Raw genomic sequence first — 20,617 nt, 5'->3', positions numbered from 1 at the left:
CGTAAAAATCGTTCCATTGCAATGTTGTGAACCTGTAAGTGCAACTGGCACTATCTCAGGTTTTGCATATTTGCTATTAGCATATATGCGATGAATTTGCGAAAAATAGCGTAAAGCCGGTTTTTGCGACGGGATAGGTATATATAGCATTGTCGGTTCCTTTACGCTGCTTCCTGCGGCACGTATTTTACGTATACTGAATAAAATTCGCCGTTTGGTAGTATTCGTGCTTCAAAATGACCTTTAGTAGCTGCAAATGCTTTGAGCCGTGCTTTTCTTATGCGTAAGGTCATATATGTCGCAGTTTGACGTAGTAAGTCTTTTTTGAAGAGTGCTACACTGTTTGGATTTGCTTTGCAGAAATTTGCGAAATCTGTATAGTTGACTTCACGAATAAAATGCTCAAATGACCCCTCGGGCCAATCGTCGAGAATTTCTATCTCGCTAGTATTTTCACATTTTGCTTTTGTTTTCTGCGGCTTAATTGTGTTTGTTTTGGGTTCTTTTTTCGGTGTAGCATTAGCTTTTTCTACTGCTTTCTCGTCTATTTGCTTTTGAAATGCTTCGTCAACATCTTTGCACCCAAGTTCTTTTAGATAGCGCTTAACAAGTCGCAGCTCGCTTGCGTTTAGTGTGTTAATTCCATCTTCATAGGCAATGTCTACTAGACTGCCGGCTTCTTTTCTTTTTGCTTCAGATAGTGGTGACATGATTTGTTCCTTTCATAAAGGTTGTGTATAGTTTTCTAAAATCTTTTATTGGTTATTAAAATTCTGGTTCTTTGCTGTAGTAGCGATCTATATTGTTTTTTGGCACCCATGGGTCTTGATCAGGCGTCATAGACTGCTGAGCTTGTGGTGCTTGCTGAACCGTCTGCATTTGCTGAGGCTGCGAAATCATTTGTTGCACACCTTGCTGCTTTATTTGCATGATTTGCGCTGTTGCAAATCGCATTGATGGTCCAATATCCTCTACGCTGAGTTTGATTGAAGTGTGATGTGAGCCGTCTTCGGCTTCGTATGTACTTTGTTCTAGCTTTCCGTATGCGATAACTCTCATGCCTTTTGTAAGGCTTTTAGCAACGTGTTCTGCTAACGCTCTCCATGCTGTGCAACGCATAAAAACGGTGCCAGTATCCTTGTATTGCGAGGTTTGTGAATCAAGTACACGAGTGGTTGCAGCAATTGTGAAATTTGTTACAGTAGTGCCGTTAGGAGTAGTGCTTACCACTGGGTCTTTTGTAAGGTTCCCTGCAATATAGTATGTATTGTCACTCATATTTTTTCCTTATTCAGCTAGTAGTCCTGCAGTTTCAAGTTGTGCACGATACTTTGCTGCTGCTTGTACTGCTTTTATCCACTCGTTCCCGAGTATTTCGATGGTTTCTTGGATTCTCTCTAATGCTTGGTCTACTTCGTATTCGTCGTACCCGTTTGGCATTCCAAAAAAGCCAGGGCACTCCGTGAATCGCATGTCCTTTACGTCTTGTGGCGTTAGTAGGGTAGCCATCTCATTCACCTACATACTTTTCAATGCTTGTGTTTGTAATGTAAACTTTGCTGCCTGGTAAGCGTCCGTGAGGCATGTGCAAAATCCCTGCGTCTACAAGCTTCATCACGGCACGCTTATCCATACTGAGCTGATCGCATACTTCTTTAAGACTCCATAGCCTTTTGTATGGGATTCTTGGTGTAAGTGCTGATGTGTTCATCGTTCGTCTCTTTCTATGTTTTTTCTGCCTGTAATTTCAGTTGCCGCTATTACACCCGTAACCCCCATGAGTATGAGGAACAACCCGAGTGGTACACATAAGTAAAGGCTTAAGTTGCAGAAGGTGCTAAATACGAGCGCTAGGCCTCCTAGTGCTATAAGCACGCCTATAACCATTGCAATGTACTTTTTCATTGTTCTGCTCTTTCTTGGATGATTGCATTTGCGTGCAGTATTACAGCAATTGAGATTGCTGCTCCTATGATGCCTAGCATGTTTGCTCCGTTGAAGCAGTAGAGTGCGTTGTGAGCCGCCACCCAAAAGCTGGCTGCGAAGCAGATGAAGCTACTAAGCGTTGTTGTGTACGGGTATTTTTGTACGAAGCTCATTTTGCCTCCTTTGTAAGCTGTAATTGCAGTTCTTGCAACTGCTGTATTAAAAGTTGTTTTGAAAGGTTAAATTATGGATTATTTAAATCAGCAAGAAATTAAAGAAGGCATAGGCAATATAGAGTTTGGTACTAGCATTGCTGCAGACCTTCAAGATTCTGCTTCTAGCCGCGAAATTAGGGAACTTGCTAAAGCTGTGCATTTTATTGGGTTTGGCGCTCAACAAGTTGCAAAACATTTGCAAAACTAGCATTTATGTTTGCTAATTATTACTGCTAGTAGAGCTACTACTAATGCGCTTATAGCAATTATTGGGGTCATTGCTTGTGCTTGTTTTTTGCATGCAGTGACCTTATCTTTTGCCCACTCATCAATAACGTGGTACATATGAATTCCTTGCTGAGCGTGTTTTAGCTCATATGTTCCTTGTGATTCTGGCACTTCTGGCACTTCTGGCTCCCCGTTCTCGCTCATTGTTCTTCCTCTGCTTGCGAATTGTCGACGTCTTTTTTGTAGTTATCTGCGCATACTTGTACTTCTATAGCGCGTAATGCTTTGGCGTATTTCTTGTTTGCGACGGAAAGGGCATGATGTGCTTGCTTCACTAAGCATCGCGCTTCCGCTCTCTCTACGGCCGCATTGCACAAATCAGTAGCTAAATCTCCTACTTCGCTCATCACTCTTCCTCGCTTTCCTTTTCTCCTGCGTGATTAAGCATTTTTTCAAAATCAAGCCGTAGATCGCAGGCTTTGCGTGCTATTGTGGAATACTTATCCAACTGCTCTGCATACGCTTCATAAAAATCAGCGGAGACGCGCTTCAATGCTGCAAGTGGAGCAGCCTCAGTATTGTAAGAAGATTTGTCATATGCTTCATACGCTTCCATATAGCCAGGGAAATTCTTCTTTGCATTCTCTATGAACGCATCCATCTGATTGCATTTAACAGAAGCCTTATATGCTTTCTTAAGCATCTTCTTGAGCTTCTTGTACTCTTGCTTGCTCTTTGTTACTTCCACTGCTGTCTCTTCCATTTCTGTTCCTTTCTTCCTTTACACTTTTGTGTATGAGTTTTGATAATTTAGGCGATGCTGCAACATGGTTTTCTGCTGGCGTCGCGGTTGTTTCCGCTATTTTCACAGTTTGGTGGCCATGGCATAACCGCCCTCAAGCGTGCTTTGTTTCTATGCCTTTTGATTCTTTTGATGCGTTCGCAGCTGCACTCCCTGAATTCCGTGGATTGGATATGTTGTATACGAGAGGTCAGCCTGATTATGCTGTAAAGTTGACGAATTCTGGGGACTGTGTTGCATTTGATGTATCTCTTTCTGCTATCGACTGTGATGTTTTTATTGTTGAGCCTGTCGAGGGAGTAGTAGACGCTCGCGGGTTCCGTAAAATCCTCTTACCTGAGTCTTTAGCGAGTATTTCGTGTGGTGAATCGGTATTGGTCGTTGCTTATAGGCATAAGAACGCCCAACGTAGCGGATTCCATGTTCGGTGGATGGCGCGGCCGGTGCGTTGCCATAAATATGTTTCGCAGCTGATTGAGCTTGAAGGCAAGTTTGATTTGCAACCATATAATCCAATACCTGAGAAGCGTTCATATCGCCCGTTTGTTTGGTTTTATAGGCTGACTCATTGGCATGAGGCATAACTTTTGCTACTCTGAAACCGTGCTGGTGTTTTACATCAGCTTCTTCATACATACGCTTTGGCTCTGTTGCCCAAATCACTGCCCATTGAATTATTAGGCATATGACTTGAATAGCTAGGACTACAAGCTGTATTGCTAATTTGCCTCTCATCCCTCTCACCTCCCTATTTCGTTGAGTAGTCGCGTTTCTGCGTCTTTACTGGCGTGATGCGTTTCACTGACTTTGCAGAGTAGCTCTGTATTGTCTTCGTTGAATTTGTCTTGCTGCTTGTTAAGTTCTTGTAGCGCGTCGTGATATTTTTGTTGCGCGTCTCTGACTGCTTGCTCAGCTTTCTTTATTGCTTGGCACTTGTCTCGCGCTTCTTCGAGTTCGTTGAGCGCGTTTTCTTCTTGATCGAGTGCGTTGCGATATTCGGCTATGAGTTCCAAGACTTTGGCTGTGTCCACGCCGCAGTCTGTGTTGAGCACGCGGTTTATTCCGTCTAACATGGTTGACTCTTTTCTTTGCTTGCAATTGCAGCTTGCTTATGCTTAAAAAAGTCTTCAATGCTATACTTTGTTACTTTTGATAACCTTAAAAGTTCTGACACATCAAAAGGTGAGGTATTTGCAGACTTAAGCCTGCGTGTAAGCGTAGTGCGCGGAATTCCAGTTTTCTCAGCAGTTTCTGAGAGTGTTAATCCAGATTCTTCCAACGCATACTTTACATTATTTGCGACTGTTTCTGCAGTAATTGTGACCATATCTTGCATAGTAGTGACCAATTGGGCTACTGTCAATCTCGACACACCGACCGAGTGGGCATTTTTTATTTTATATACGTGCTGTATGATGACCATATGGACATAAACGAAGCAATGGCAAAATCAATTTCAGCGGAAAGAGCTGCTGCTGGATTGACCATTAAAGAATTAGCAGAAAAATCGACAATCAACGAAAGAACATTGTTGAGACTGCTGAAAAGTGAAAGAAATATAAATGTGCGTCATGTGGCGCTACTTGCTGAAGTTTTTGACTTAAAACCGCACGAACTTGTTAAACAGGCTGAAATTTATATGCAAAGAGAGCTACGTAAGAAAATGGAGCAGCCAGAGCTATCTGCAAATCCCGAGTCGAGTGCGTCTTCTGATTCTGATGCGTCTTCTGATTCTTCAAACAACTTGGATGATGATTATGTGAGTCACGTTGCCGACTTGATTGCTGCTGATCCTTCTCAGTTTGCTCTTATGGCTCATACCGACCCTAACAAATTCCTCGAATCCACCACCCCTCGCAACTAATTGCATTACTTTGTGTAGGTTCTACACTGTGCAAAAATTTGTAGAACCTACAAAGTAATATGGCAATTATCCGCAATTAAGCATTTTTTCTATGTAGGTTCTAAAGGTGTTACTATGGTTTTTCAGAGAATTAATATTACGGGTTCTGTGCAACCTATGCTTTCTATTCTTTCGTCAATACGAAATGTGCAGGCTAATGGATTGGATTTAGCTCCTGACTATCAGCGTGCTTATATTTGGTCTGATGATTATAAAGACCAGCTGATTCTTAGTATTATTCTTAATTATCCTATTGGGAATATTGTTATTAACAATCTCGACCACCCAAATTCTCGCAATGCTAGGCAAGAGCTGGTTGATGGTAAGCAACGTTTGACTACTATTTTGCGCTTTATTGAATCTGGGAAAGTTTCACAATGGATTGATGATTCAGATGATTGGTATAGACTTAGTAAGAAAAATTCTGACCAGGCTAAAGAAATAATCAAGGGTATTGTCGGTAAGTCTGATCCTGAAGGCATGGAAAAAATGATGCGTGCCTCTCGTTTATCTTATAGTGACTTGCCATCTAGTATTCAAATGAATTTTAATTCTTACGGCTTGCCTGTTTATACTATGCAAGCTGCAGACCCTGCTCAAATTAGAGATTATTTTAAGGTTCTTCAGAATCAAGAAAAACTTCGTGCTGGAGAAATTATTCATGCAATGCCAGATAATCCATTGAGTCAATATTTTTACGATTCAAATACTGTTGGTTTTATGGAGAAGATTTCTGGTACGTATCAGCGTGCTGATCTTGAGAAGATTTATTATACGATGATTGGATTGTGGTCTGATAAAATTTTAATCAATTCTGCAGATACAAAGACAATTAACTTTGTTGAGAATCTTCACAAACCAACTGATAAGCAAGTTCACTATGCTTCTTGCTTAAAAGAAACCATAAACAGAATTGCGAATATGCCGTCAGGGATTACCGCACCTAGGTCAAATAAGCGTACTGCTAAATTATTGTTTGGACTAGGATTATTAGACCCTGATTTTTATAACACTAGCAAGATTCTTGATAGAGTAACCTACGTATGCAGATTGTCCCAAAGGCTAGCGGCATTTAACTCTAGTGACTCAGATGACGTATCGTTCTCTAAGTATTTCGGAGATGAGTATCGTCTTAATAAAGAGTATTTTGTGAGTACTCGTTCTTCGATGTATCGTTTTATTTATGCTGCTTCATCACGCAGCACAAGCAAAACAGATTTTACTCATGCTATGAAAATTATTAAGCTGTTAGCTACTGAATCTATTCAGGCTGCTGAAGAATATTATAAATCACTCGTGTAGTTACTTGAGATGTGCAAAACAATAAAAGCAAAAAGCTCTAGGCCCCACACCTAGAGCTTTCGCCGACCGAGTACTCCCAATCCATTTCCATTGAGTATAACGCATTGTGTTGATTTCGTTGGGGTTGCATTATGCTTCGTTTTGATTCGCTTTATGATGATGCCGCGCGTCTTGGTGTGCGAGTGGAAGAGCGCAGACTCTCTGGTAGTGTGTGCGGATACTACTACGACGCTTGTAGACTGATTCTTCTTGATGAGCATTTGGCTGATCATCAGCGTTTGTGTACGCTGTGCCATGAGCTGGTTCATGCTGAGTATCGTGATGTTGCTTGTGGAATTGATTCGCGTTTTGAAACTCGTACAAGGCGCATAACGGCTTCTAGGCTTATTAGCGATGTTGATTACAAGCTTGCTGAATCAATGTATGGCACTGATATTTGGCTTCTTTCTGAGGCTCTTGGTGTTACTTGTGATGTTATTCAGGATTATCGCTCTTTTCTTTCCACTCCCGTTCTCGTGTGATGTCTTACCTATCGTATAGATTTTTTCTATTTTTATAGCTAAAGATTCTTAATGAATATCTTTTATAATATTTGATATGATTGCTATGAGGTGGTATGTATGGAGGAATTACAAGGCATTGGCGCTAATGCCACGTGGGTAGCTAACAATATTCTTCAGCGTGCATTTCGCGATAAAGTTGACGTTTCACCAATGAAACTGCAAAAGCTATTGTATTTTGTAACGTGTTTATATCAAAGAAAAACTCGCAAGCGTTTACTGTCTGAGCCTTTCCAGCAATGGAAGTATGGACCAGTGTGCCGTAGCGTTTACGATGAATTCCATGTATTTAGAGGCAATCCTATACGTAAATATGGGAAAGATTCAGCTGGCAACATGTACCGCATCGATGAAGATAACAATAAAGAATTAAGAAAAGTTCTTGATTTTGTCTGGGGAATGATGCGCAATATGTCGGCTGTGGCATTAAGCCGTATTACTCATCGTAAAGATTCTGCATGGAGTAAAGCTTATGAAAAGAAAGAACTCTATATTAATGAGAATGATATGACCCACGATTATACGTTCGATGACGTTATGGGGCTTGAAAATGCCTAACGCTATACCTGATAATATTACAGAAGATGAGCCTCCTGCTAACAAAGAAGATAATCAGCTCAATAATAACGATGATAGTTTACGTACGCAAAGTATTACTCCAGCTCAAAAACATGCTTGGAGTATGGAAAATTTCAAAAACAGTAGCGCGTCTTCATTAATCAATATATGCGTATTGTTTATAATCATTCTTATTCTTATTGCTTGTTTCTGTAAAGATGCTCGATCTACTGCAAACATGGGTATTGACATTCTTAAGACATTTGCATTAACTGCTATGGGATTTCTTTTTGGACGTACAAGCAATAGTAATAAAAATTAAGATTTTTGCATTTTCAGCGCCTTTTTTGCGTATTTTTAGTCTAAAGTAGCCGTGAAAGTAGCTGAATTTGATTTTCTGGCGGCATTTGGCTAATTATTGTAGCTTGCCTAGTTTTGTCTATTGCTTTGAGCGTTGTTACTTGCTGATCTAGTGTGAGTGCTGCTAGTACTGCTATGAGTGGGTCTTTTTCTTGATTTTGTATAAGTTCTACATGATTTTGTGTAGGCCCTACAGTTTTTTGCATTTCTACGTTTTGTGGTTTTATGCCGAGTTGTTCTTCTTTTGCTTGTTCGTTAAGTCTGGCTGATGTTCTTTTGCGTTGTGCTTGGCTGATTTGCTGATATACGGACACGGTTTTAATATCGCTATGCCCTGCGACTTCCATGAGCTCTGCAAGGCTTGCGCCAGCTTCTCCATAGTGTGTGAGCGCGGTGTGCCGAAGGTCGTGGAAGTGCATGTCTTTTAGCGATGGCATGTGTGCTATTGCTCGATTGAAGCTTTCTCTAAGGCTTGCTGGTGCAACGAACGCTCTAGGCGTGCGAGTATGTAGAATCAGCTCATCCAGTTTCCCGCTTGGCATTTGTTGCCGCATGTGTATTTCAAAATATTCGCGCGTCCATTCTGGTATTGGTACTTTTCTTATGCTGCTTGCTGTTTTTGGTTTGCCTACTTCAAGACGCCGTTTTTGCCCTATGTGGTTTATGCTTTTTAGACTTTTGTTGACGCTGATTGTCATTGCGTCAAGGTCTACATCGCTTCTGGTGAGTGCGCAACATTCTCCTTCGCGCAATCCACACGCTCCAGCTAGCATAACTCCGATGCGCAAATGTGGTGCCATCATGCTGTATATATCAACGAGTTGCGCAATGCTGATGGCAATGCTTTCGTGCCTTGTGCGTGGCTTTTTGAGTTTGAGTGTGCAAGGGTTGCGTTGCAGTAGTGTTTCTCCAGCTGCGTTTACTTCTTTTGCACAAGCGTAATTGAATATGCTTCTAAGCAGTGTGTAGCAGTGCGATCGTGCTACTGTGTTTCTTCCTGTAAGTTCGTCGCAGTCGAACGCGTCGTACCAGTTTTGTATGTCTTTGCTTGTGATTGTTTTGATGCGTCTTTCTCCAAATGCTGGTAGTAGGTAGTTGCGCAATCGTCCTTCTTTGTGTGATTGCGTAGTTTCTTCCAGTCTGCTACCGTCTGGTTTACGCTGATTTTGCATATAGTCGTCTGCTAGCTGTGCGAATGTAATTGAGCTTTTATCTATCTCGTGACGGTTTATTTTGGCTGGTGGTGTCCATGTGCCTAATGCTATTTCTTTTTCTGCTTGAGCAAGCCATGCTTCTAGTTCTACGCGGTAGGCTGCTGGCAATGTTCGAGTAAATTCTTTTGGTAGTGACGGGTTTTCTGCCAAGGCTGCTGGCGGCGTTGAGTAGCGTGCAACGTATGCAGCGCCGTATGATCGTGTTACTTTTTTGAGCCTTCCAAAACTACGCCGTGCCATAATGCATACCCCTTCGCATTAACCAATTTTTAGCACTTAGGGCAATGAGGGGCATTGATTTTCTGAAGGTCATTTTTCAATGCCCTATATAATGCCCCTCATAATGTATTATATCGTATCAAAATGTATTATTTTGCACAATTCAATATTAAAAGCTTTTGAGTCTTAAGTATTGGAAACGTTGGGTTTTGCTACAAAAAACGCCACTGTTTGAGCAGTGGCGTTTTTGCGTTTGTGGAGTCGCGGGGAATTGAACCCCGGTCCGGTGACCGTACCCTCGGTCTTCTACGTGCGTAGTCTACTGGCCGTGCGGCAGTTTTTCTGCCCCCATGTTATCGCAGACAATTCATGGCGAGCATATCTACAGTAAAAGTCCCTGAATTGCCCTGCAGCCCGGCAATTCAAGCAAGTCTTCTAATGACGTTCAGCACTACTCCGAAGACGTGAGTGGGTGAACGGAGCGGCTGCTCACTGGTTAATCCTGGCGCGAAGCTCAGGCAGCGAGAGCGAACTCAGTGCGATTAGATTTAGCACTTATTCTTTTGCGAAAGGACGTTTACGAGTGGACTTTCGCGTTCTCGGCACGCTTCCCCGCGGCGAACAGATCGCCGTCGAAACCGATCGACCCCTTTTGATTTTTCAAACAATCGTTGCGTTAAAGCACATTTGTTGCGCTTAAGCACACATTTTTACATTGTATCATATATTGCGAGCGTTAGTTTCTATACACCGCTGTAAAGTAACTGTCGCTTTTTGGCGTGATTTCGTTAGTTTCTATACACCGCTGTAAAGTAACTGTCGCTTTTTGGCGTGATTTCGTTAGTTTCTATACACCGCTGTAAAGTAACTGTCGCTTTTTGGCGTGATTTCGTTAGTTTCTTTACAACGCTGTAAAGGGAAAATCGTTTTTTGTGGAACATTTGCCGGAATTTTCTTCAGCTTTTGTAGCTGATTTTCCGGGTTTTGTTGCTACATCAGCGTTTTTTTGGAACATTTTCCGGATATTTATTGACTTTTGCGTATTTTTTAGGATTGCTGTAAAAATGTGTCATTTTTCACAAAATTTTATGGGGGGGGGGTACGCATTTTGGTGTATTATAGACAAGGTACTTCGAGTATTGCAGTTTTGCATAGTGCGTGTGAGCTGTGTGTATTGCGCACATCTCTCGCACATAGATGAGTTGATCGTGCATGCTTATGCAATAGGTTGGCGGTATTGCGTGAAAGCATGTAGCGTTTGTTTATTTTACGTATGCATACTGTACTAATGTATGGTACGTATGTGTGGGCTGGTTACGGCATATTGAGGCACAGTATGCGCTGCATTGAGATGGATTGGAATAAGGAGAATTGATGGTAGATCGTAGTAATTTGCATGGTAAATCACCAAAGAAAACGCTTCGTAAGGCTCATGCCGTGAAGCGTTCTCGTGCTCTGCGCACTGGTGTTGCCGGTGTTGCTGTCGCTTCGACTTTGGCTATGATGCTGCCGTCGGTTGTGGCTTCTGCGCTGCAACCTACCCAAAAAGATATTGTTAATGCGTCTAGTGCGACGCGAAAAATGGGCAAGGGTAGGCCTGATTCTGACGAATTGAACATGCAGCGTTGGGGCGCTGGCGTGCTGAACAAGAGTGTGCAGACTAAGCGGTTGGTGGATCTTGGTCGTAAGGCTATTGAGGAGGAGGCGCTTAGGGCTGCGTCTCTTCGTGAGTTGGCAAAATCCGGCGAGAGTGCTGATTCTCATAATGCTGGTGAGGTTGATGCGTCTGGTGCTGGGAAGCGCAATGATTTGGGATTGCGTGGCTCTGCTGCTGGCAAGTCTGCTTTGCTTGGAGCTGGTTTTAGCGGTTCAGATTTGACTGGTTTGCGCGTAGGTGAGCATGTTTCTGCAGAAGGTGCTTCCGTTGAGCATACTTCTGCCGATGATACTGCTTCGCGTGATAGTAGTGTGAGCGTACATTCACGTAGATCTGCTAAGGATGCTGGGGATAAGATTGTTCAGCGTACGCAAGAAGTGCAGAAGCCAGCGACGGAGAAATCTAGTAGTCAAATAAAGGATAAGATTCAGGGTTCTGCAGTGCAGCAGACCCAACCTAAGTCTGTGACCGATGCGGTAAGTGTGCCGGCAAATACGTCTATTACTGCGCCTGCTGCTGAGCCAACTAAGCCTGTTACTGTGCCTGCTGCTCCCGTAAATGTTGCCGATAATCATGTAGCGCAACCTGTTGCACCCGTTGTACCGCCTGCGTCTGCTAAGCCGGCCGCGGCTACGCCTGCTGCCGCTCCTGCTGTGAAGCCGGAAGTTTCAAAGCCGGCTGCTGAGAATACGGCAGTTTCAAAGCCGGCAGCTACGAATCAGCCAGAGGTAAAGCCAGCTGCGAAGACTCCGGCAGAGCCGCAGTCTGCACAACCAGCTAATAGCGCGCAGCCGTCTCAGCAGACGCAGCCTGTTGCTGCAAAGCCAACAGAAGTAAAGCCGGATGCGAAGCCGGCAGAAACAAAGCAGCCGGAAACAAATGCTGAGTCAAATCAAAAGCCAGCGCAGTCTGAACACGCTGAAAATAAGCAGCCTGCAGCCTCGCAGCCTGGAAATGCTGAAAGCGCGAAACCTGCAAGCGAGCAGAATACAAGCGCACAACCTTCAAGCACTCACGAAGAAAATACGAATACAGTAAGTGCTGCAAATGCGTCAAGGAGGCGTGTTCGTAGGTCTGTTGGGAGCGGCGATAGTGCTTCCGACGGGAGTAGTGTACCTACTACAACAACAAGCGCGCCTGCATCTCCTGCTGAACCTTCTGCAAATAATGCGCCTACATCTCCTGCTGTGACCCCTGCAGCTAATACAGTTACACCGTCTACTCCTGTAACTCCTGCAAGTACAGCATCTAATGCTGGTGCTGGAACTGCAGCGACCCCAAGTGCAGAAGGCAATGCCAATGCTCAAGGGGGGCAAGGTGCACAAGGTGCAGGCGAAGATAAAAGCGCTACGCCTTCAGCTCCTAGCTCAACGCCTTCACCTACTTCTACACCTGCTGCTGGCACTCCAAACGCTGGTGCAACAAACACAGCAACTGATCCAAACAGCCAGGTAATTAAGCCGAATGAGCAGCATCCAACGGCTGATAACCAGACAACTGCCAACGCACAGGTACAAACTGACAAAAAGCCAAAAGCTACGTACAATTTGAAAGTTCGCTACACGATTGGTGGCGCTGCGAATAAGCAGCTTGTGCAGCCGTATGAGCTTACGATTGACAAAGACGGCTTCGATAATCTTGGCAAAGATGGCAAGTACGAATACATTGAGCTTCCAAAGGCTGCTGGATACCGCCCGTCCGTATATCATTCTGGTGATTACCAGTACTACGTTAAAAAAGGTGAGGGAGATAACAGCAAGTTTGTTATTGACGACGGTACGGATGCGGATGCTGTTCGCTACTTGCGTTTGGACAAAAAGCTGATTACTGATTACGCTGTAAAAGAAAGGCCGGCTGTTGGAGGTAATAACGGCGCTCAAGCTCCGCAAACCTCATCATCTCAAGCAACTACAAATCCGCAATCTTCGTCCTCTACAGAGCCAAAATCAGAAGACGGCATTCAGTACTACGGCGAGCTGAACATAAACTACGCTCCTAAAACAGCTAAGTACTATGTGCGTCACTTGTTGCAGGATCTCAATCATAAGGATAAGTTCTACGATGCTCCAAATTTGGGTATAGGCAAAGTAATTACTGTAACGCATAAGGATGGCAGTACTGAGAGAATACACGTTACGGAGATTACGGGCACAGTTGGCTCTAATGTAAGCGCTATTTCAACGTATATTCCAGGCTACGAACCAGAGCACAATCTTATTAGCTCACCGCTTTCGGATTCGGATAGTGAAAGCGACAAGCTGATTTTGAACCTTCGCTACTACCGTAAGGCTTACGATGTTACTTACGACACTGATGGTGGCACGGATGTTACTGCTCAAAAAGTGTATTACCAGCAACCTGTACCACCAGTTACGAACCCAACTAAGCGCGGTTACACGTTTAAGGGTTGGTCTGTAGTCGATCCTAGCAAAAAGAATAATCCGCTCTATGTTGATGATACTACTATCGCTTCTCTTGATGACTTCAAGATGCCGGATCACAATGTGCAATTCCGCGCTAATTGGGATGCTAACAATACTACCAGCTACCGCGTGAATGTGTGGGTGCAAAAAGCGGATTTGGTTGATAAAGAGCATCCGGATTCGCTTGCAAACTACGACTTTGTTGGTCTTGTTGAGCGCAAGAATGTGCAAACAGACAGTAAAGTTGCGCTTGATAAGATGAATGATGCTGGCGTTGTTGATGATGCTAGTAAGCTTAATGGCACAGACGAAACTGATTATGTAAAGAACCCAGAGCTTGGCTTAACTAGAGAAGAGCTGCAGGGTACAGATTCTGAACACAAAACCGGCTTAATTGCAAAGTTCAACTGGATGGACGAAACGCCTGTAACAAGCTTAGAAGGGTATGATACTGAGAATCCTGGTGTCGCTGGAAACAAAGGCAAGGATTTATTCACGCGCTACTTCCATGTGAATAAGAAGCTTACTAAAGAACTTAACAGTGAGCAACATGATTTTGTGCCAGGTCGCCCAGATTTAGGCAAACGCAGTAAATCGCAGCTTTGCGCGGACGACTTAAACAACACTCTTAACTTAGTTTACGACCGCAAAGAGTACGAGCTTATTTTTGCTAAGCCTGCTGTACTTAAATCTTCAGAAGATGCTGAGCGTTTAAACAATGCTGCTATAAAAAGAAAAGACAAAGACGGCAAAACAACTATTTATTGCTATGCTGGCGGCGGCAATTGCTCAACGAATTATGATGATAATAACGAAGATGATGATGGCAATACAATTAACCACAAAGGTTACCGCGTAAAGGTTCGTTACGGTCAGAGTCTTACTGAAATTTGGCCTGATGTAAATGAATTAGATTTTGGTGAAGATACAGGCTCTCTTGGGTGGCGTATTGGATATGCAGGGGAAGTAGAGTTTCGTGACACTCCTCCGTATCGTTTTACTAAAAAAGAATTTGCTGACCCTAAATTCCGTGTAGTGGGTAATAAGCACAAGCTTAAAATTAGTGATAATCCTGATAGTGATCCAAATAATACATACGAGCTAAAAGATAATCAGCGTCTGATTACAGCTGATACCAATAATGACCAGGTTATGCCTATTCAGGTAATCATTGAAAAGCAAAGTATTGCCTCTGCTAAAAAAGGCAATGATTCAGGCGATGATTCAGGCGATGATTCAGGCAATAATCCAGGCAATAATCCAGGCAATGATTCAAGCGATGATTCAAGCGATGATTCAAGCGATGATTCAGACAATGATTCAGACAATGATGATTATGTGCTTTCAACAGATTCGTATAGCAAAGATGATACTAATAACCCTACATACGATCATAAGTCTTCATCCATGGCTGGTTTTAACTCTGTTAAAAAGACGGGTCGTATAAAGAAATATGATAGTGATGATTTTGATAATCAGCTATTAACAAAATTATATTCACATTCTATTGAATATGAAAATGATGATGAAAAAAAAGACTGGGATGATCTAGAAGATGATGCTAAAGAAGCTTTTAAGGAAAAGTACCATGTAGTCTTCCGTAATCACTTAGCTGGTGGAGGCGAAGACTCAACAGAATATGAGGAAAACGGCTCCCTTGTATTTAAATACAAGCGCAAGTCGTACTTTGTGCAGTTTTATAATGCGGACGGCAATGCTATAAGTGCTGGTACTGGTAGTAGCGATGTTGCTAAAGAAAAACTGCCGTTTGAGTATAGCTTGACCAAGCGCGGCAATGCTAAATTGAAGGGCAAAGACGCAGACTTGTACTACGACAATGGCAACGTTAAGTCTTACGATGCTTCTGTAACTAAAGACGATGCTAACGATACGTCTAAGCAGTTAGATGGCAAGTACACTTTCACGCTTAACGGCAAAACTTACTCCATCGTTCGCCCTGATTATTTGCCGGAAGACTACGTTTTTAAGGGCTGGGCTGTTGATCAAGCCGGCACTCGGTTTATAAATGGCGAAGACAAAGATATTACAGTGCCAGTCAACGGCATTAAGCTTTACGCTGCGTGGGGTAAGCCAGAAGGTATTAAGCACACTGTAACGCTTGACTACCATATGCCTGAAATTGACGGAAACGGCAAAGAGAAATCTGGAACAAACGTAGTTACGAAACAGCAGTTCGATCACTACTATGTTATTAAGGAAAATAAAGATATAAAGGTTCCAACTCGCAAAGGCTACGACTTCTACGGCTGGGAGATTAACAAGAACGGCACAAAACTTCCGTACGCTTTCGGCAACAAAGTAGTCGAAGATATAACGCTTCATGCAGTGTGGGTTAAGGATACTCGCTACAACGGTACTTTTAAGCACATATTCTTAAAGCCTGGGTACACGTTTGATGACTATAAAAAAGAGGGTCTTCCAGACGCACAAAAAGCCGCGATGGTGGACCACGTTTCTACTCAAACTGTTTCCGGCTTGCGTGAGCATTTGCGCTACAATGCGGAAGCAGTCTACAGTGACGAAACACACTTTCCAGATAAGCAGTTCACAAGCTTTGAAGCCTCGAGCCATGAGAAACAGAATACTGGCGAGTTTATTTACCAAACGTACAATACGCGCAAGTATAAGGTAAAGTATATTGATCAAAACGGCAAGGATCTTCTTCCAGAAAGCGAAGTCAGCTCTGTAAATCGAAAGTACGACGTAGCATTCTACAAGCCGATTGAAGGCTTTATGCCGGAAAGTACGCAGCAGAATATTGAATACGCTACTGACGAAGATGGCAAGCAGATTGGCGAAAAAACATACACCTTCAGATATAAAGACGTTCGCGTGCTTAAGCGCAAGGGCGAAAATCAAGTTCGCCCAGTTCGCCCAGCTCGACCAGGTCTCCCACCTCTCCCACCTCTCCCAGCTCGACCGGATAACTACACGCGCTACGTGTTCAAAGTGGCTGATGGTCAAATCTCTATGGGTAGCGTTGTTGACTGGCAAGGAAGTGAGGTAGCTGACGGCTCTGCTCTTGTGTACGATGCGATTAAGGGCACGAAGGCATATCAGATGCCGCTTCCAACAGTTAAAGCGAAGCCTGGATATGAGTTTGATGTCTGGACTTCGCAAATCGGTTCGTCTGATGCTGGCTCTGCGACGCTTAAGTATGCTCCCGGCGTAAATCGTTTGCCGATTCGCTCCGAAGAGCAGAATAGCCCTGAAGTAATTTACACTGTTAAATTCAAGCTAAAAGCTCCTGTTGCAATCGATACTAAGGTTTTGAAGCCAACAGATGCTTTGAGTCTGGATGATAATTCAGCTAAAGAGCTTATAAAGAATGCTGATAAGTATCCAAGTAACGCTAAGTTCAGCTTTGCGCCTGGCCAAAAGTTTGACAGCACTCCAGGCTTACACAAGATTAAAGTGCAAGTGAAGCTTGATGGAAACACTGCTGAAACTGAAGTGCTGTACCGCGTGCTGCCGGATTTGGTGTACGAAAGCGATTGGGATAAGTTCAGCAAAAGCGACTACGGCAGCAATAATGCTAAGGACTACGTTCCAATTACCTTTACCGGCAAGAATGATGAAGGCAAGCTTATTGGCCACGATAGCGATAATGCTGATACTTCTACTGGCGAAGAAACTACGCTTACTGCTTACGTTTATAAAGGTAAGGATGTTAGAATCCGCGTGCCGCAAGCTTTCGGTAAGGATCACAGTGACAATAATTACCACTACGTGTTTAAGGGCTGGGCGACTAAGGTTGTAGAGCCGACTACTGAGAATCCGAATCCAGAGCAGAAGTTTGACATAAATTCAAGCGACCGCTACAAGAACGTCAAGTTAGACAACGGCGTAACTTACCACGCTATTTACAAGCGAATCGACTACTTCTCCAGCTCGTCCGACAACGGAACAGTTCCAGAAGATTCTGTAATTGCAATATTCAAGCCTGCGCCAGGACGAAAGTGGAAGGACAAAACAGACGGCCCTAAGGTGTTCTACGTAAAGAAGGGCACTGATCTTTCGAAAATTCCTTACAGCTCTGATGACCCTACTAGTGCATTGACGAGGCTTAAAGAAAACCTAACCAATGCTATTGGCACTTGGAATCGAAGCAGCATGATTAATGGCAAAGAAGAAGTAACGCCTATAGACAATGTTTCGGATTGGAAAGTTGATAAGCCATTCCAAGAGTTCGTGGCAGATCAAACTCCTTGGACAGAGCCAGAAGTGCAGACTGATTACTTGGTTGCTGTGCAAGATAAGCGTGACACGCTTCCGAAGTTAAAAGATTATTTGACAAATCTTGCTGCTTTGGAGGAAGAAGCAGAAGCTGTCAAGAAGGATGGAGAGATTGTAAAAGATAAGGATGGAAAGATTGTAAAAGATGTAAAAGTCGAATACGATTTGCCAGATGGTAAGAAGCCAGAAGACTTTGAGAAAGAAATGCTTAAGAAGCCTTCTTTGTATACTGTGCCTCTAAGGATTACAGTCAATTACAAGGACGGAGTGGAACCTAAAAAGTATAAGCGCGTTGCTCGTCTTAAGGTGATTTACCAGTTGATGTACGATAAGAGCCTACCGAAGCCTGATAGTCATACTGAGCCTGGTTCTCAGCAGCCTGGTGGTGGTTCTCAGCCTGGTACTACTACTGAAACTACTCTTACTGGTGTTGCTGCAGAGCGTGACCTTGTTCTTAATAAAGATAGGTATGTTAAGGTCAACTTTATAAATGCCGAGCAAGTTAATAATAAAGACCAGGGCATCCTTGATAATAATGCGACTAAGCTGTACTACGTTCTTAAAAAGGTTGCGAATGATGAAAATAGTGGCGTTGCTGGCGTAAAAGCTCCGCAAGCTGTTGGCAAGGATTATGACGCTGATGGATACCATTACGTGTTTAGAGGTTGGAAGCTAATAGAAGGTGAGATTATAGACGCTTCTGGCAAAACTATTAAGGGAACTGCACAGACTAGTAGTGCGACCGTTCCTTCAGAACATGACGCAACACATCCTAGCTCAGTCCGTAGTGCGTTTACTGCTATGCCATTTACGACATTCTTAGTTACAGATGCTACAACTCCTACGACAATTAATGAAAGTAATGTAGGAAATGTAAATAATGCAGAAAATGATAAAATCTACACTTCCGAAGAAGTTAAAAAGTGGAAATTCAAAACCAATGCAAGACTTCAGGCAGCGTACGAAAAGGTGAATAATGTCATCGACGCAAAGAGTAAGGATAAAATTCCAGATAACTACGTGCCATACGTATTCTTACCAGCTTTCGGAAGGAAGTGGGAGGATGGCTCATACAAGCCGAAAGTTATCTACTTCAAGTCAGATAGTACTAAGTATGATGATGACGTTACTGGCAAAACTAATGAGTTGAAGAAACAGCTTAAGAGCTTTAGCAAGTGGGAAGTTTATGATGCAGGCAACAAGCCTGTTCCGATAACTGACACAAATAAGAATAGACAAATTCGCGTATATGTGGCAAATCAGACTGCTGATATGCCTGTGAATGTATCTCAGTTTGTTAGAAGCGTTGGAGACGAAGTGCCTTCGGCTAGTGAACTTGTATCTGGTGTTAAGCCTGATCAACTAGAGATTGCGGGCATGCATGGTGCGGGTGTAGCTTATTCTTCTGGAGCAAATTCTGTTCGTATTACAAAGCCTGGCATTACCACTGTTAGAGTGAGGATTGAAAAAGAAGATCCAAATAAGACGGGCACAAAGGTAGTACGTTATGAAAATGTACCTATTCAAGTGCTTCCGAATGTGATTGCGCAGAGAGATTTACCTTCAAGTAACAGTCAAGCAGGAAAGTTTATTTTAGAAAACTACACGAAGGTAACGTATGTAGCTGGCAATGGCGGAACTATGCAGTCACAAGTACATACATACTGGGTGCGTAAAGATAGAATGTCTGAAATAAATAATTATATTCCGGACGTGCGTGCTAACAAAGGTTACACATTCAAGAATTGGGAGAAAGTATCTTACTCTATCAAACATGTTGATACTATTCATAATAATGCCGATAATCACAAGTCAACTGATGCTGAGCGTGAAATGTTAGCTAAGATTGCTGAACACTATGGTAGGCCGTTCACTGCTAATATAATTCGCAATTCTAAGAATTCTACATTTGCGGCTATAAAGAATATTCTTGCTGAAGCTATAAATATCAAGGATATGAGATACGCTGCGCGTCGTGATAGATTAGCTAATGCTGCGCAAGTATTAGGAAAGTCGTATGCGGCAAAGATAATTCGCAGCTCCAAGAACTCAAGTATTGAACTTTTGAAGAGTTTGCTTTTGCAAGCAGGTATTACTGATGCTGATATTGCAATGGCGTTCCCAGAAACTGAAACCACTATTACTGCAAACTTCGAGAAGATGAAGCCTATGAAGTTTAAGCTTAGTGGTTCTGCTCGCGAAGGTATTTTAACGAACTTCAGATTGCAAAATATGACTGAAGGTAATCTTAATGCTGACGGAACGCCGGATACTAATAATACAAAGATTACGGTAGACGGCAAGGAAGTAACTATTAATGATTTAGTTTCCCAGGTTAAGGATTCTGTAAACGGCATTAGCGCAAAATGCGCTGACACTGCTTGCACGATTTCCGGAACTCCGAAGATTGTAAACAACCAGCCAAAAGTTGAGCTAAAGTTTACTACTACCGACAAGTACGGTCGCGAAGCGGAAGTTACTATGGAAATTGATGTGATTCCTGAGTACAAGCCGGTTCCGTTGCCGCCAGCTCCGGTTCCTGAGCCAACGCCTGAGCCAGCGCCAACGCCTGAACCAGCGCCGGAACCGCAGCCAACGCCAACTCCGGAGCCAACCCCAGAAGAGGATGAGACGCCAGATTGGGACTTCGACATCGATTTGGATGATGAGCAAACGCCAGATCAGGGATCTTGTGCGAATCTTGATCCGTGCGAGTGCCCGCTTCCAGGCGCAAATGCCTTGCCGGAAGATTCAGTCACGACGCCAGATTCGGAAGCAAAGCCGGATTCGGAAGCAAAGCCGGAGCCGAAGCTCGCCAACACTGGTAGCGATACAACTGCCGCAATGGCAGCTGCCGCATGGTCCGCAGCGCTCGCCGCACTCGGTATTTCCATAACAAAAACTGGTAAGCACCATCGCAAGCGTCGGTCTAAAGAAAGCTAATCGAGAAAGCTAACCGAGAAAGCTAACCGACGTGAGTCGAGGGTGGTGAC

General features: G+C 43.3%; 19 protein-coding genes and 1 other RNA gene. 8 read left to right on the top strand and 12 right to left on the bottom strand.

Features of this window, described 5'->3' with window-relative positions:
- Window positions 1–161 precede the first annotated feature (161 nt).
- The 5 genes from HXT56_RS04020 to HXT56_RS04000 all read right to left on the bottom strand — a co-directional run bounded on the left by HXT56_RS04020 (window position 162) and on the right by HXT56_RS04000 (window position 2,099).
- The gene (locus HXT56_RS04020) at window positions 162–710 is read right to left on the bottom strand and encodes a hypothetical protein (RefSeq protein WP_421777797.1); all 549 of its coding nucleotides are present in this window, start codon (window positions 708–710) and stop codon (window positions 162–164) included.
- 55 nt (window positions 711–765) lie between these two features.
- Window positions 766–1,278, bottom strand: coding sequence for a single-stranded DNA-binding protein (ssb, locus tag HXT56_RS04015; protein WP_421777796.1), 513 nt, complete (start codon window positions 1,276–1,278; stop codon window positions 766–768).
- A gap of 9 nt (window positions 1,279–1,287) precedes the next feature.
- Window positions 1,288–1,509: a DivIVA domain-containing protein gene (locus tag HXT56_RS04010; RefSeq protein ID WP_421777795.1), complete on the bottom strand. Its 222-nt coding sequence runs from the start codon at window positions 1,507–1,509 to the stop codon at window positions 1,288–1,290.
- A gap of 1 nt (window position 1,510) precedes the next feature.
- Complete coding sequence (locus tag HXT56_RS04005; protein ID WP_250309620.1) at window positions 1,511–1,711, bottom strand: hypothetical protein; 201 nt, start codon at window positions 1,709–1,711, stop codon at window positions 1,511–1,513.
- 190 nt (window positions 1,712–1,901) lie between these two features.
- Entirely contained in the window at window positions 1,902–2,099 is a 198-nt protein-coding gene (locus tag HXT56_RS04000) for a hypothetical protein (RefSeq protein ID WP_421777794.1), read from the bottom strand.
- Between the two features lie 73 nt (window positions 2,100–2,172).
- Between HXT56_RS04000 and HXT56_RS03995 the strand changes: the two genes are divergently transcribed.
- Window positions 2,173–2,349, top strand: a complete 177-nt coding sequence (locus HXT56_RS03995) for a hypothetical protein (protein WP_421777793.1) — start codon at window positions 2,173–2,175, stop codon at window positions 2,347–2,349.
- On the opposite strand, the gene HXT56_RS03990 is transcribed toward HXT56_RS03995, so the two are convergent.
- Genes HXT56_RS03990 through HXT56_RS03980 form a run of 3 tightly spaced genes read right to left on the bottom strand, consistent with a single transcriptional unit; the run spans window position 2,346 to window position 3,132 of the window.
- Window positions 2,346–2,573: a hypothetical protein gene (locus HXT56_RS03990; RefSeq protein ID WP_004137874.1), complete on the bottom strand. Its 228-nt coding sequence runs from the start codon at window positions 2,571–2,573 to the stop codon at window positions 2,346–2,348. The two genes, HXT56_RS03995 and HXT56_RS03990, sit on opposite strands and share 4 nt — an antisense overlap.
- On the bottom strand, window positions 2,570–2,776 hold the full coding sequence (locus HXT56_RS03985) for a hypothetical protein (RefSeq protein WP_421777792.1): 207 nt from the start codon (window positions 2,774–2,776) through the stop codon (window positions 2,570–2,572). The genes HXT56_RS03990 and HXT56_RS03985 overlap by 4 nt, the downstream gene beginning before the upstream one ends.
- The gene (locus HXT56_RS03980) at window positions 2,776–3,132 is read right to left on the bottom strand and encodes a hypothetical protein (RefSeq protein ID WP_421777791.1); all 357 of its coding nucleotides are present in this window, start codon (window positions 3,130–3,132) and stop codon (window positions 2,776–2,778) included. The genes HXT56_RS03985 and HXT56_RS03980 overlap by 1 nt, the downstream gene beginning before the upstream one ends.
- 32 nt (window positions 3,133–3,164) lie before the next feature.
- On the opposite strand from HXT56_RS03980, the gene HXT56_RS03975 reads away from it, so the two are divergent.
- Window positions 3,165–3,755: a hypothetical protein gene (locus HXT56_RS03975; protein ID WP_421777790.1), complete on the top strand. Its 591-nt coding sequence runs from the start codon at window positions 3,165–3,167 to the stop codon at window positions 3,753–3,755.
- A 156-nt stretch (window positions 3,756–3,911) separates the two neighbouring features.
- Here HXT56_RS03975 and HXT56_RS03970 read toward each other — a convergent pair whose 3' ends face one another.
- Together HXT56_RS03970 and HXT56_RS03965 are read right to left on the bottom strand one after the other, a co-directional pair.
- Window positions 3,912–4,244 carry a hypothetical protein gene (locus tag HXT56_RS03970; RefSeq protein ID WP_421777789.1) on the bottom strand — a complete coding sequence of 111 codons (333 nt, stop codon included), beginning with the start codon at window positions 4,242–4,244 and terminating at the stop codon, window positions 3,912–3,914.
- Window positions 4,238–4,507 (bottom strand): helix-turn-helix domain-containing protein, encoded by a 270-nt coding sequence (locus tag HXT56_RS03965; RefSeq protein WP_421777788.1) that lies wholly within the window; start codon window positions 4,505–4,507, stop codon window positions 4,238–4,240. The genes HXT56_RS03970 and HXT56_RS03965 overlap by 7 nt, the downstream gene beginning before the upstream one ends.
- Before the next feature lie 87 nt (window positions 4,508–4,594).
- On the opposite strand from HXT56_RS03965, the gene HXT56_RS03960 reads away from it, so the two are divergent.
- The 5 genes from HXT56_RS03960 to HXT56_RS03940 all read left to right on the top strand — a co-directional run bounded on the left by HXT56_RS03960 (window position 4,595) and on the right by HXT56_RS03940 (window position 7,816).
- Window positions 4,595–5,035 carry a helix-turn-helix domain-containing protein gene (locus HXT56_RS03960; RefSeq protein WP_421777787.1) on the top strand — a complete coding sequence of 147 codons (441 nt, stop codon included), beginning with the start codon at window positions 4,595–4,597 and terminating at the stop codon, window positions 5,033–5,035.
- A gap of 114 nt (window positions 5,036–5,149) precedes the next feature.
- Window positions 5,150–6,376 carry a DUF262 domain-containing protein gene (locus HXT56_RS03955; protein WP_421777786.1) on the top strand — a complete coding sequence of 409 codons (1,227 nt, stop codon included), beginning with the start codon at window positions 5,150–5,152 and terminating at the stop codon, window positions 6,374–6,376.
- A gap of 131 nt (window positions 6,377–6,507) precedes the next feature.
- Window positions 6,508–6,897, top strand: coding sequence for an ImmA/IrrE family metallo-endopeptidase (locus tag HXT56_RS03950; protein ID WP_421777785.1), 390 nt, complete (start codon window positions 6,508–6,510; stop codon window positions 6,895–6,897).
- A 99-nt stretch (window positions 6,898–6,996) separates the two neighbouring features.
- A complete protein-coding gene (locus tag HXT56_RS03945; RefSeq protein WP_421777784.1) occupies window positions 6,997–7,494 on the top strand; it encodes a Panacea domain-containing protein in 498 nt (165 codons plus the stop codon).
- Entirely contained in the window at window positions 7,487–7,816 is a 330-nt protein-coding gene (locus HXT56_RS03940; RefSeq protein WP_421777783.1) for a hypothetical protein, read from the top strand. Before HXT56_RS03945 ends, HXT56_RS03940 begins: the two co-directional genes overlap by 8 nt.
- A gap of 40 nt (window positions 7,817–7,856) precedes the next feature.
- On the opposite strand, the gene HXT56_RS03935 is transcribed toward HXT56_RS03940, so the two are convergent.
- Together HXT56_RS03935 and ssrA are read right to left on the bottom strand one after the other, a co-directional pair.
- Window positions 7,857–9,308 carry a tyrosine-type recombinase/integrase gene (locus HXT56_RS03935; RefSeq protein ID WP_421777782.1) on the bottom strand — a complete coding sequence of 484 codons (1,452 nt, stop codon included), beginning with the start codon at window positions 9,306–9,308 and terminating at the stop codon, window positions 7,857–7,859.
- 232 nt (window positions 9,309–9,540) lie between these two features.
- Window positions 9,541–9,937, bottom strand: a transfer-messenger RNA (tmRNA) gene (ssrA, locus tag HXT56_RS03930).
- Window positions 9,938–10,661: 724 nt separating this feature from the next.
- On the opposite strand from ssrA, the gene HXT56_RS03925 reads away from it, so the two are divergent.
- Window positions 10,662–20,567 (top strand): InlB B-repeat-containing protein, encoded by a 9,906-nt coding sequence (locus tag HXT56_RS03925; RefSeq protein ID WP_421777781.1) that lies wholly within the window; start codon window positions 10,662–10,664, stop codon window positions 20,565–20,567.
- The last annotated feature ends 50 nt before the right edge of the window (window positions 20,568–20,617 follow it).

It is taken from the genome of Gardnerella nova (assembly GCF_049244055.1).
GTDB classification, from domain to species: domain Bacteria; phylum Actinomycetota; class Actinomycetes; order Actinomycetales; family Bifidobacteriaceae; genus Bifidobacterium; species Bifidobacterium vaginale_H.
The sequence above is the reverse complement of the archived record's forward strand: the minus strand, read 5'-3'. Positions and strand labels throughout refer to the sequence as shown.